At 35.2% G+C, this 13,869-nt stretch carries 8 protein-coding genes; 1 reads left to right on the forward strand and 7 read right to left on the reverse strand.

All coding sequences use genetic code 11. The features are described from left to right. Positions 1-50: 50 nt before the first annotated feature. The 3 genes from ABEB23_RS04590 to ABEB23_RS04600 all read right to left on the reverse strand — a co-directional run bounded on the left by ABEB23_RS04590 (position 51) and on the right by ABEB23_RS04600 (position 9,026). Positions 51-1,535, reverse strand: a complete 1,485-nt coding sequence (locus ABEB23_RS04590) for a RagB/SusD family nutrient uptake outer membrane protein (RefSeq protein WP_348811232.1) — start codon at positions 1,533-1,535, stop codon at positions 51-53. A gap of 10 nt (positions 1,536-1,545) precedes the next feature. After that, the gene (locus ABEB23_RS04595; protein WP_348811233.1) at positions 1,546-4,617 is read right to left on the reverse strand and encodes a SusC/RagA family TonB-linked outer membrane protein; all 3,072 of its coding nucleotides are present in this window, start codon (positions 4,615-4,617) and stop codon (positions 1,546-1,548) included. Between the two features lie 206 nt (positions 4,618-4,823). Next, positions 4,824-9,026, reverse strand: coding sequence for a hybrid sensor histidine kinase/response regulator transcription factor (locus ABEB23_RS04600; RefSeq protein WP_348811234.1), 4,203 nt, complete (start codon positions 9,024-9,026; stop codon positions 4,824-4,826). Positions 9,027-9,317: 291 nt separating this feature from the next. Between ABEB23_RS04600 and ABEB23_RS04605 the strand changes: the two genes are divergently transcribed. Then, a complete protein-coding gene (locus ABEB23_RS04605; RefSeq protein ID WP_348811235.1) occupies positions 9,318-10,100 on the forward strand; it encodes an RMD1 family protein in 783 nt (260 codons plus the stop codon). A gap of 5 nt (positions 10,101-10,105) precedes the next feature. On the opposite strand, the gene ABEB23_RS04610 is transcribed toward ABEB23_RS04605, so the two are convergent. The 4 genes from ABEB23_RS04610 to ABEB23_RS04625 form a co-directional block, all read right to left on the reverse strand. Then, on the reverse strand, positions 10,106-10,645 hold the full coding sequence (locus tag ABEB23_RS04610) for a DNA polymerase ligase N-terminal domain-containing protein (protein ID WP_348811237.1): 540 nt from the start codon (positions 10,643-10,645) through the stop codon (positions 10,106-10,108). 114 nt (positions 10,646-10,759) lie between these two features. Continuing rightward, positions 10,760-11,110, reverse strand: coding sequence for a hypothetical protein (locus tag ABEB23_RS04615; RefSeq protein ID WP_348811239.1), 351 nt, complete (start codon positions 11,108-11,110; stop codon positions 10,760-10,762). Positions 11,111-11,199: 89 nt separating this feature from the next. Further along, entirely contained in the window at positions 11,200-12,783 is a 1,584-nt protein-coding gene (locus ABEB23_RS04620) for an MFS transporter (protein ID WP_348811240.1), read from the reverse strand. 4 nt (positions 12,784-12,787) lie between these two features. Beyond that, complete coding sequence (locus tag ABEB23_RS04625; protein ID WP_348811241.1) at positions 12,788-13,840, reverse strand: HlyD family secretion protein; 1,053 nt, start codon at positions 13,838-13,840, stop codon at positions 12,788-12,790. Between the last annotated feature and the right edge of the window lie 29 nt (positions 13,841-13,869).

Below are 13,869 nucleotides of genomic sequence, written 5' to 3' on the forward strand. Positions count from 1 at the left end.
AGGTATAGTAATCAACTTAAATTAACCAAAACTTATTTCAATTACCCTTTTTAGTATCCTGGGTTCTGAGTCAACAATCCAGCTGAGGCGTCAACTTCTGACTGTGGAATTGGATATAAATTATGTCTGTCCTGGTAATTTTTACCGTGTGCAGTCATCACTTCTTTAGCAATTCCCCATCTTTTCAAATCGGCCATTCTTTGATTTTCAAAACCTAATTCTGCTCTTCTTTCAGAAATCAACCAGTTTTTCACCGTTGTTTTATCTACAGAAGCTGGTCTGTTTGCCAATGTCCCGGCAGGAACAGTACCTCCATTTGCAGTTACTGTATTTCTTGCTCTTTCTCTGATTTTATTAATGAGTGCAATCGCTCCCGAAAAATCACCTGTTTCATTAAGTGCTTCTGCTTTCCACAATAATGCATCTGCCATACGGAAATAAATTTTGTTGCTTGGAGCATCATCATTTCCTTTGTTAGCACCATTTATACTTCCCAAAATTTTATTAACCCACTGCTCTTGCGTGTTTACAGTATATAATTTTCTAGGATCGTTAGCCTCAAAAGAGTTTAAGAAATCTTCACTTGGCGCAAAGAATCCCCAACCGGCAACAGCACAAATTCCATTTCCTTTTCTTGGAGTTGCATTTTGTTGGTGGTCGTAACAGAAAATAACTTCATTTTCTGCAAATTCTTTATTCATATCAAAACTGTCAAAGTAATTCGTATTCAAACTGTAATACCCTAGTCCTTCCAGTTCAGAAACAGTCGTGATTACTTTGTTCCAATCTTCGGTATATAAAGCAATTTTCGCTTGTAATGCTATAACTGCCCCTTTTGAAACTCTCCATTTTTCAGTTGAAGATGAGTATTTTTGGTTAGGTAAATAGGTTTTGGCTAAAGCTAAATCCTCACTTATCTGAGTATATACATCTGCTTTTGGAGATCTTTTTGCAGCATCGAAAGCTTCTTGATATGTTTTGATAGGGGCTAAAATTAAAGGCACATCACCAAAATTTGTTACCAAAGAAAAGTAGTAATATGATCTTAAGAAATAAGCTTCTCCCATCAATTGTTGTTTTCTTTCCGTTGAGATACCGGTGATACTCTCAATTTCAGGATTCAACAAATAATTCAACGCAATATTGGTTCTTTTTATCCCTTCGTAATTGTATTTCCACAATCCGTTTGGACCACCGTTCATGGAAGTAAAAGTGAAATTATTAATTTCATCCATCCAAGGTTGATCACCATCCGGACCCCATTTTTTCTCCATATCATCAGATGCAATATCTTGCAAAACGATATCTTCCTGAAATACCAATCCTTTGTCCCATTGCCAATCTGCCAATATGTTCAATCTGCTTGAAAGCAATTCATAAGAAGAATTAACGGAGCTCTCTACTGAACCCAAAGTTGGATCCGTTTGAGCTTGTTCTAATGTAGAAGCGCCTATAAGATCCGAAGTAAGTTCGTCTTCACAACTGGTCAAAGAAACAAATCCTACTAAGAGCGTTGTTATAAATATTTTTTTCATCTCTATTGTGTTATAGTTTTAAATTTAATCCTAAAATAAATGACATCGATTGTGGGTAAGTCCCTTGATCAATCAAAGAAGTAGATTCTGGATCTAAACCACTGTAATTAGTGACTGTCCAAAGATTTTGAGCTGATAAATACATTCTTAAATTAGCATTTCCAACCACTTTTGGATCAAAATTGTATCCCAATTCAAGGCTTTTCAATCTAAAATAAGAAGCATCTTCTACAAATACGCTTGAAAACTTACTTCCTCCATTGTCATTAAAAGTGTTGCGAGGTATAGAGTTGCTTGTTCCTTCTCCGTTCCAAGCCCCTAATACTGCTGTAGTCGAATTAAAAGGACGGCTATCGTAATCGATAATTTTCTTCAAATCATTGTAACGATCTACTCCTTCTACACCTTGAAACATCACAGATAAATCAAATCTTTTGTATTCGCAATTTGCAGATAAACCATATGTTAAATCAGGAACAGAACTACCGATAAAGGTTCTGTCATCAGCATTAATCTGACCATCGCCGTTTAAATCTTTGAATTTCATATCTCCAGGTACTACACCATTTGCATTAGAAAATAAATGGGTAGAAACTTCAGTAGGATTTTGATAAATTCCTTCAAATTGGTATCCGTAATAAGAACTGATTGGTTGACCCACTACCGTTTTCGTACGGGTGAAATCATCATAAATTTCGGTAACATATTGTTGCAATTCTTTTACTTCATTTTTTAAAGTAGCCATATTAGCATTTACGCCATATTTGAATTCGTTATCATTGTTTTGAAAGTTTACACCAAATTCGAATCCGCTATTCGTAACCACACCCGCATTTACAAAGGTAGGATTGATAACTCCCACAGAAACTGCCGGTAAACCAACTGCCAATAAGATATCATCAGTAGTTTTATCAAAATAATCAGCAGTAAAAGTTAATTTATTATCCAATATTCCAAAATCAAGTCCGATGTTAGTTTGTGTAGTGGTTTCCCATTTCAAATCAGGGTTACCATAACGGATAATATTTACTACTCCACCTGATTCAGAAACTAAAGTTTCATAAGCATGATCCGGGATTTCCTGGTTTCCAGCTTGTCCCCAACTCGCTCTCAATTTCAAGTTTGACATCCAATCTGGTTTCTTCCAGAATTCTTCATTTGAAATTACCCAACCTCCAGATACTGATGGGAAATAACCCCATTTATTGTTAGGACCAAATCGGGAAGAACCATCTGCTCTTAAAGTTGCCGATACAAAATATTTTTGGTCATACCCATAAGTACCTGATCCGAAAAATGAAATCAAAGACCAATTGTTTGCCGATCCTGAACTGTGTTTGTTTGTATCGCTTCCGTAGTCAAGATAACGGAATGGATCTTCAGTATGATTGTAATTTTCTCTTGCACCACCGATTGCAGAAGATTTGCTACTAATATTTTCTGTCCCTAATAAGGCATTAATACTATGCTTATCGTTGATTGTTTTTATATAGTTTAAGGTATTGGTAAAAGTGAAAGTCATTGCCTCACCTCTATTTTCATTTAGAGAAGAAGGTCTGTTTTTTCTACCCATTCCAGGATAAAGTTCATTTGGATCGTTGTTATCATCATCTCCAAAATTTTCGCCGAAATTCTTGTTGTGATCAAAAATAATATCAGCTCCCAAATTGGTTTTGAACTTCAATGATTTGTCTGCTAAAAAGGCATACTCTCCATAAACATTACCAAAATTCTTGTATGTTTTTCTAGTATCATCTGTGAAATGTACCAAAGCAATAGGGTTTGAAGTATATTCATACTGTTTGCTCCATCCTCCATTGTCATTGTTAAACAAATAGAATGGTAAATCCGTATAAGGATCATTTACGCTATAAGTTGGATCATTTGGATCTTTGTAAACTGATAAAACTGAAGGACGTAATAAAGCGTGACGAATTACCCCTGGAGCATCTCCACTTGAAGACATTTTATCCTGAACAGTATTTGTAATTTGAACATTCGCACCTACTTTGAAACGCTCTGTTACGTTAGAATTGATATTCGTTCTGAAGTTCACACGTTGGAATCTGTCTTTGTCTCCGACTACAATTCCGTCCTGATCAAAATAACCTAGCGAAACCAAATATTGGGTAGATTCATTTCCACCACTTACAGAAAGTTGTAGATTATTAGTTTTACCTGTATTGAACAATTCATCCAACCAATCAGTATCGGCCAAATCTGTTCTGCTTCTATCTGCTTGATAAGGGCTGATTGCATTTGCAGCGTTCCCAAGAGTATTATGCCACGCTTGATCTTTTACAGTCAAATATTGATCTGCATTCATCATATCCGGCAAATTGGTTGCATAATTGGTACCTGTAAAATACTCTGCATTAATAGTTGCTTTTCCTTTTTGTCCATTTTTGGTTGTAATAACAATTACACCACCAGAAGACCTTGAACCATAGATTGCTGCCGCTGCTGCATCTTTCAAAACAGTCATCGATTTTACATCCGATTGATTCAGGAAAGAAATATCACGGGTAGATACACCATCAACTACATATAATACTTCATTATTACCCAAAGTACCTTCCCCTCTAATACGAACTTTAAGTCCGTCTCCAGGGGCACCTGTATTGGCTGCAACAAATACACCCGCTACCTGCCCTTGTAAAGCTTGGGCTACATCAGCTACTTTTGTTTTAGACAAATCGCCCATATCCACTTGGGTTACGGCTCCCGAAATCGATTGCTTTTTTTGGCCAGTATAACCCACCACAACCACTTCATCTAATTTTTGTGAATCTTCTACTAATACTACATTAATAGTGCTGTTTCCATTAACCGGAACTTCTTTCACTAAATATCCAATGTAACTAAACACCAAAACAGCTTTTGAATCTGAACTGTTAATAGCATAATTTCCATCAAAATCACTAACGGTATTCGATGTTGTTCCTTTGATCGTAATGTTTACCCCAGGCAATGGACCATTACTATCGGTAACAATACCTTTTACTGTTTGAGCATACATGATACTCCCTGATAATATTGTCCCGAGTAAGAACAACTTATAAATAATATTTTTTCTCATCATAGGGAAATATTAAATTGATTACTAATTCGAGTTAAATTTTTCATGTTAATAATAATTAGGTTAATTAAATGCATTAATGGTTTTTTTCATGACTTAAAAATCATTTGATAAAAGTAATTGGAGGGTACAAAAAAAGGTGTACACTATTTCTTCAAAAGTGTACACCTTAATAAAAAGTGCTGATTTTCAGTACTTTAAAAAACCATCTAGAACTTCGCTTTATATTTCAGCTGGTAATTTTTTGGAGTAGCATTATACATTTTATTAAACTCACGGTAAAAATACGATCGGTTATTAAAACCTGATTGGTAACAAACCTCAGAAACGGTCAATACATTTTTACGCAATAATTCTGCCGCATGTTTTAATCGGATTGTTCGAATCAAATCGCCAGGCGTAAAGCCAAAAATCTGTTTAATTTTTCGATACAATTGCGAATTACTAATCCCCAATTCTTTTTCAATAAACAGGCTTTGAAGATTTTCGTTGTCAATATTGGCACGGATCAATTCGATTACCTTTTTCACAAAATCTTTTTCATCGCTGTCTATAGGAAGCGTTGACAGATTTTCGGAAAGTGTATCTTGTGTGAAATGTTTGAGTATTAATTCTTTTTCTTCAAGAAGCTTTTGTATTCGTATTAATAGATGATCCGGATAAAAAGGTTTCGGGATATAGGAATTAGCACCACTTTCCAGACCCTCGATTCTGTGAATCACCGAATCTTTTGCGGTAAGCATAATAAAAGGGATATGACAGGTTCTAATATCTGTTTTAATTTTTTTACAAAGCTCCACCCCATCCATCTCAGGCATCATCACATCGCTGATAATAATATCAGGAACTTCCTTTTCAAGAATTTCCAGAGCTTCTAAACCATTATAGGCCGGGATAATTTTATAGTTGCCACCTAATAGATCATTAAGGAACAAATGAATTTCTTTCTCATCTTCGACCAATAAAATCGTTTTGCGCGTGTCTTGAATATCTTCAAGTGATGCAATTTTATTGGGAGTATCATCCGTTTTGTTCGGAATCTCTTCAAGGATATTTTTAAGATGATGAGAAATCAAAACAGGACTTACTTCTACATCCAATTCTTTTTCGGTAAAGGATTCTTTACTGCAAGGTATGAGAACGGTAAAGGAAGTCTCTTCATTAGCAATACTCGAAACCAGAATTTCTCCTCTTAATACAGTAACCAATCTTTTGATATAGGCTAATCCGATACCGGTTCTAAACAAATCATTATCTGGCGTTTTATTGGCATCCGACAGAAAAAATCGGTCAAACAAAGAATCTAATTTTTCCTTTGGAATACCTTTTCCTGTATTTACTATAGTGATATTCAATTTCTTTTGATTACTATCTTGAAGTTTAAATTTAACATCAATCTTCCCATTTACAGGAGTGTATTTAAATGCATTTGACATCAGGTTAAATACTATTTTTTCAATTTTATCCTTGTCGAACCAGCCTGGTAATGCAGACGGAATATCAAGATTATAATCAATATTTTTATCCAATGCCCATTCATCAAACAACTCGGCGATTTGTTCTACCAAGTTTACAAGATCAAATTCCCTGGCTGTTACTTCTAAATAATCATATTCTGCTTTTCTGAATTCCAATAATTGCTGCGTCAAGAATAATAATCGTGACGAATTGCGCTGAATCATCTGTATGAACTTTTGATTACGCTCACTAAGATTAGGAGTTTCTGATAATTTTTGCACAGGTCCGACAATCAAAGTTAAAGGAGTCTGAAACTCATGGGCAACATTCGTAAAAAAGCTAAGTCTGTTTTCGTGCAGCTCTTCTTCTCTTTTTCTAAAAAGAATATTTTGACTCAATGATTGACGCTTTTTATAATAACTCAACACAAAGAGTATAAAAAGCACTGTCAATATCAAATAGATGACGATTGCCAAATTGGATTGCCAAAACACTGGTTTAACCCGAATATCAATAGCATGAACCGGTTTACTCCAAACCCCATCACTATTCGTCCATTTTATCCATAAGGAATAGTTCCCCTTCGGAACATTCGTAAAGGAAATAATTCTTCGATTATTAATGGTATTCCAGCCCTTATCGAAATTCATCAACTGATAGGCATACTGGCATTTTTCGCTGTTTACATAAGTCAAAGCCGCCAATTCAATGTCGAAAAAGTTTTGATTATGATCTAAAACGATAGAAGGGTTTGTCTTAGAATCGGGAGCTATCACTAATCCCTGATAATAAGGAATAGGCTGGTTTTGACCGCTAATCTTATCAATCAGAATATCTGGAATAACAGACGATTCTTTTATTTTTTGAGGTAAGAAATAATTAAAACCCTTTATTCCTCCCATAAAAACAAAATCCGATTTAGGATCCTGATAAAATGCGCCATCTGCAAATTCATTGTTTTGAAGGCCTTCATTTTTGGTATAATTAATAAATTTTAAACCACTAAGATTAAAATTCGATAACCCAAAATTAGTGCTTATCCAAAGATTGGATTTCTTATCAGAGACAATTCCGTGAATGGTATTATTAGGTAATCCTTCCTTGACAGTAAAACTTCTGAATACCGCTTTACCATTACTTTTTAAATCTTCTAACAGGTTTAAGCCAAAACTGGTTCCTATCCAAAGTCTGTTATTTGCATCCGTCTGCAAACACAAAATATCATTATTAGAAAGACTTTTAGGATCATTCTTGATATTTTTATAGGTGCGGAATTCGCCTGATTTTTTGTCAAAAAGATTAAGACCTCCCAGTCGGGTTCCGATCCAAAGCTGGTTCTCATTTTTTGGAATTATAGAAAAAATAATGTTGCTGCTTAATGCGTTTTCTTTGTTACTGTCCGCCAAATATTTTTTGAATTCGGTTACTTTCAATTTTTCCCCGGAGCGTTCAATTTTGCAACGAATCATTCCGTAACCATTCGTTCCCAGCCAAACAAATCCGTTTTTATCCTGAGAAATGGTATATATCGACTTAAAATAATCACATTTCTCATTCCCTTCAATGGATGCCCAATCGATTAGCTTTGATTTCTTCAAGTCGAAAACAGTAATTCCTTCACCATCAGTACCAATAAAAACCAGATCATTTTGTCCTTTGTACAAAGCAAAGACGGCATTATTGATAGCACTGTTGCTTTCATTGAAATTTTGGTATTGCAACGCTTTCTCCGGATTCAGATAAAAATTAGAAGGAAAACGAAACAGTCCTTTTCCTTTGGTTCCCACCCAAAAAGAATTTCCGTCCACTTCCAGAAATGTCCTGATGATTCCGCCATCTAGCTCGGGAACCTGTGCTTTAGAAATTAAATTAAAAGATTTTTTGAGCGGATATATTTTAAATAGTCCATCCCCATCGGTTCCTGTCCAAAGCACATTTTCACTTCCTTGTATTAATGAGGTTATCTTTTGGCTTTTCAGATATTTCAACCATGGTTTAGAAGTAATATTTCCGGTATTGTCCATAATAAAATATCCAGATTTACCGGAAAGCACCAAGCCTTCTGGAATATGTCCTATGATATTTTCAATTTTTTGACCAGAAATAGTCTCTTTGTTCTTATTGGATAAAGAATGTAAAAAAGCATTTCCCGAGTTTGGGATAACACAGACTTTCTGATTGGAAACCACTTCAAATGTCCTGATGTTTTTTGAAACCAATTCGACTTTTGAAAGTATCTTTTTTCCGTTACTGCCCGCTTTAAGCGACAAAGCATAAAATTCATTGTTTTCAAACAAGACCAACAGTTCTCCAGTGGGAGAAAATTCCATTTTTTTAACTGCTTTGGTGGAAAGATTTTTGGCATTTAATAATTGAAATGTGGTTCCATCAAAATAACCTATTCCCCAATCTTTTACTGCACAAAATACTTTTTTGGAAGCATCCAATGCCATGTTAAATTCTGATTCTGATAATGGTGGTTTATTTTCTCTCGAAAAGTAAAACCGTTGAAAGGCATCCGTCTTCTTATTATAACGGTTAATTCCATGAATGGTCAAAATCCAAATCTGCCCCGAATTATCTTCGGCTATTTTTTGGATTACCTGATTGCTCAAACTGTTTTCATTATCCAACTCGGGGCGAAAAATTTTGAAACTATTTCCGTCATATCTGTTTAAGCCGTCCCATGTCCCAATCCAAAGTAAATTTTCGGAATCCTGAAAAATAGCATTCACGGAACTATTGGACAGTCCTTTAGTATTATCTAATTGTTCCAAAGAATATTTTAAATCTGAAGCCCTGGATGAATCTGATACCGATTTTATATGGCCATTATAGCTGGCTTGTTTAATAACATCAGTAGTTTTTTTATCTGAAATTGTAGATTGTTCTTTATTGTTACAAGCCACAAATCCTATAAAAATAAAGCTAAAGAATAGAATTTTAATTTTCAATTTAATAACTGTTTTTGGTTTTTTGGAGTTCTTCTGAAATCAATTTTACCATAAAGATTTATGGTATAGATTATATCTCCTACTGTTTATAATCTATAAGTATCCTGATCATTTTTGAGGATAGGGACGTTTACAAAGAAATAAAAAGCAACGAAATCGATGTAAATGGTACTGACCAAAAGTACAAATAAAAATCATCATTAAAATAGAGAAATCCACACAAAAACTAAAACGTCATCTACGCCCTACAACAAGCTGAAAATTTCTTAAATTTGTATAAAACTCTTTGTTATGGAAATCCGAATCGAAGCAGTCCAAATCGCTGAATCTTTCAATATCAGAAAATTTCGTAGCGAGTTTCAAGCCGAAGTGCATTCCGGATCGACTTCTGAAATATTTTATGCATTGGAAGCTACCAAACGTTATTTATATATTTTTGATTATGGTGTGGTTGTATTTGCCAATTATGATGTGGTCGCCAAAAGTGAATTTATAAACTTTATAAAAAATTACGCCACTACTTTCGTTAATTTGGATTTGTCTGAAGAATACAGAATTGAGACGGATGAAAAACTACAAAAGGTCGTTGTAAAAAATAATTTCGTCACCGTTCCCGAGATAGACCCTTCCCTTATGCGGATTGTTATGCTCAACATCGGACAATCTGTTGCACTGGAACATTATGAAGTCCTGACAGATGATCTAATTACCTCTTCCAAACATTATATTTTAGAATTGGAACAACGCGGAAAACTCAGTATTTCAAAAACCAATTTGCTTAAGTATATCGGAAAAGTATTGAACGTAAAAAACAGTATTGTTGATAATTTATATATTCTTGACGATCCCAATCTTGTTTGGGACAATGAAGAACTTAACCTGCTCAATAGGCAACTAAAAACTAATTTTGACATCAACACCCGTTTCAAAGATTTGGATTACCGTCTGCAAATTGTAGAGAACAATCTAACGCTTTTTACTGATGTACTGAATGTAAGGGAAAGTTCCCGTCTCGAATGGGTCGTAATCATATTAATTGCTCTGGAGATTGTAATTGCCTTATTTTTCCACTGAAAAAATTAATCTGGTGCGTGTTCCATTTCTTCCACAGTTAAATTTGAAATCACAGATTTATTGTTCTCCAGGATGTCTTCCTCAGTTGCATATTGATCGTTTTTCTTTATCAAAAGCCAAGTTGTATCCTGTTTGCTTTTGAATTTCACCAATGCAAATTCTCCTTTTAGTTTTTTTCCATTCAGAATAAAACTGAGATGTCCCTTTTCCAATTCTGATTGCAATTGGGTTTCCGCATCTCCTTTATAGTCTTTATCAGCCGGAGCATACGTTCCCTGATCCCAAACAATTACATTCCCGGCACCGTAATGACCATCGGGAATAGTACCTTCAAAATCTTTATAATCATACGGATGGTCCTCTACCATGATGGCAAGTCGTTTGTGCTCGGGATTCATGGATGGCCCTTTGGGAATGGCCCAACTTTTTAGGACACCGTCCATTTCCAATCGAAAATCATAATGCAAATGGGAAGCTGCATGTTTTTGCACCACAAAAATCAACTCGTTATTATGTCGCTTTTGATTGTATTTATTCAAAGACATTGTAAATAAATTTAGCGTTGTAATTAATCTAAAATTATGTGTTCCAAAGTCCTATTAGAATACGCATGAAATCAGGAAGTCGAAAATCGAAGAGAAATACGCTTCGTAAATGTCCTAACTCCTGTCTCCGGTATTTTCATCTAAGTTGTTATGATCATCACCGCCTATACTGTAATGACTATTTTCTTCATCTTCATTTCCCTCAATTTCCAATTGATCATCTAGGTCTAAGTCGGGAATGTCTAAATCTCCGCCAGATACATCCTCATCAAAATCCTTTTGATTCAGTTCCCTGACATTATTGATTTCAACTGGCGCTTTCTTTTTAGAAAGATCTTCCGGGTCTATTTCAGATTCTTTTTTGAACTGGCTGTAAATATCTTCGCTTGGAGGATACAAAAGAGAGTCTGGTATTTTGTTTTTATCTTTTTTATCCGGATTCGATTTATCGTCTGTGTTTTTCATTTGATTAACTTTTAAACATTTGATTTTTAACACACTAAGTTAATCATTTTTGACTAAAAACACCTTTTTTAGGCACTAAAAAACATCTCTTAATTATCCCAAATTCTATTTTTAAAAATATCAAATGTTTGTTTTAAATGTTGATTAATCAATAAAAAAACAACAATCATGAGCATAACACTTCCCATAACGGTAAAGATTTCCATATTAGACAATAAAACCGATTGTTTCGAAACAGAACCGATAATTTGCTTCATGGCTAATTTAGTAGCATCGTCTGCATTATAGCCTTTAGACAGGAAGCTTTTGATCATTTGTTCAAGACGCATCTGGGTCTCAGGACTCTCCGGAAGAACAAATTGTCTGAACTTTGTGAAATGCTTTTTTTGTAAAAACACACTTGCATTTTGAATTATCGCAAATCCCATGATACTTCCCCAAAAACGTCCTGCTACCCCTGCGATTCCAGCAAAAGCTCCATAATGTGTAGGAACTGCAGAGACCGTGAATAATACTAATGGAACAAAGATGATTCCCACGGCCACTCCTTGCAAAATATAAGGAATTGCAATATCAGCCAAAGAAACATCAGGAACAAAAAGAAAAGTAAACCAGAAATGAAATAACGCAAAAAGTGAAAATCCAATTATAAAAATCGTCCTTGAGGTCACTGCTTTTGCCAAAAATATTCCTGTCACAACCATTCCGATTATGTTTCCCAATACATTCAAATATTGCACCTGAGCCACTCGCGAAGGCTCCCAATTCCAAACTGTAAACATAGTACTATGGCAAATATTCAAAGTAGATCTGGCAATATAAAACACCACCGACAATAATAGTCCGGTACGTAAATTATCATATCGAAATATTCTCATGTCAAAAGTGGGTCGTCTCACCTGCATTTGTCGGGCAATAAAAAAACCTCCCGTTAACAAGGCAACCGTCAGTGCAGCGGCAATTTGAGAAGATTCGAACCAATACTTTTTTTCGCCATAAACCATAAAATAGGCACCACACAAAATAGCGGTCAGTAACAAAATATAGCTGGTCCAGTCAATCTGGTATAAGGGAATTTTTCTATGAAAACGGTTGTCATTGAATGTTAGCATAATTAAAGCCACACATCCTATTTGAAATAAAGCGGAACCATACGCCATATATTTCCAATCGTAATTTTCAAGTAGCCAGACTGCAATATTCATTATAAATGGCGAAGCAAGGATCAAAGCTCCATAATTGATAGTAAAACCAATAATAATAGCATTTTTGGACTTAAATCTGGAAATTAAAAATTGTCGTAAAGACACAACAGGCAATGCCATCACAATCCCTTCCGCAATTCTTAAAATAATAAATAGCGAAAAATTCTCCGTGTAAGCCGTTAAAATAAATGTTATAGCGGCCAGACTATAAATGACAAGAAAATATTTTTTGGTTGGAAAAAACTTAAAGAACCGACTTTCAATTAATAATGTAGACAAAAAAGTTCCATACGTCACACACATCGAAAATTGCAAATCTTCGACTTCAACATCCAAAAAACTCGCGGCATAGGTCACATTAGAAGTGTACACTCCCAGTAAAATCATGGATTGTAACAAGCAAAAAAATATAATACCTACGACCGCCCAATTAGGAACCCAAGGCTTAAAAACACTAACTTCTGACATCTGATTATGGGTGTTCGGCAATCACAGTAACATTCATACCGGCTCGAAGAAACTGGATTTGCGCATCCTTTCCTAGCAGTTGAATCCTAACCGGAATTCTTTGTTCTATTTTTATGAAGTTACCTGTGGCATTATCTGGTGGCAGCAATGAAAAACGGGCGCCACTGGCAGGTGATAATGATTCAATTCTGCCCGTAAATTTTTCTTCGCTTAAAGCGTCGGCATTAATCGCAACTTCCTGACCAATGGACAGGTATTGCACCTGTGTTTCTTTAAAATTAGCGGTAACCCATTTTTCCTTACTGACAATCGAAACTAAGGTTTGTCCTTCTTTTATCATTTGTCCGGGCTGAATTATTTTCTTACCAACCCAACCGTCGTAAGGCGCTGTAATTACCGTATAAGTAAGAAACAAAGCTGCATTATCCGCCGCAGCTTGTTTAGCATGAACTACGGTCTGGGCCGTCGGAATTTTAGCCGAAGCTTCCGAAGTGTTCAATGCCGCCGATTGGATCGTATTTTCTATTTCTTGATAATGAGCTTTAGCCAGTTCATAATCAGCTTTTACTTTTTCCAGCTGCTGTTCTGTCGCTGCTTCTTCACTTAATAAGCCTTTATATCGAATGTATTCGAGTTTGGTTTTCCAAACTTCTGTTTTTGCGGCCTCCAATTGTGCTTCTCTTACCGAAGTTGCATTAGAAGTTGTTGCTACATTTTTTTCTGCAACAATGCTACTGCTTTTGGCATTTTCTACATCTGCCAAGGCCATATCCAAATGAGCTTTATATTCCCTGTTATCAATTACAATTAAAGTGTCACCTTTATGTACAAACTGATTTTCTTTATAACGTACTTCCTGAACATATCCTGTTATTCTGGCCATAATGGGTGTAACATATTGATCCACTTGAGCATCATTGGTTTCTTCATGATTTTGATTAAAAACATAAAACCAAATACCTAAAACAATTCCGCTAAAAACCAGAATACTTGCAATCGCCGTGGTTAATCTGTGAAATGATTTATGTGCTCTTGACGAATTTTTTACTTTTACCATATAAACTTGAAACTAAATTATATTAAACT

Origin of the sequence: Flavobacterium maritimum (assembly GCF_040049085.1) — a bacterium.
Lineage (GTDB): Bacteria > Bacteroidota > Bacteroidia > Flavobacteriales > Flavobacteriaceae > Flavobacterium > Flavobacterium maritimum.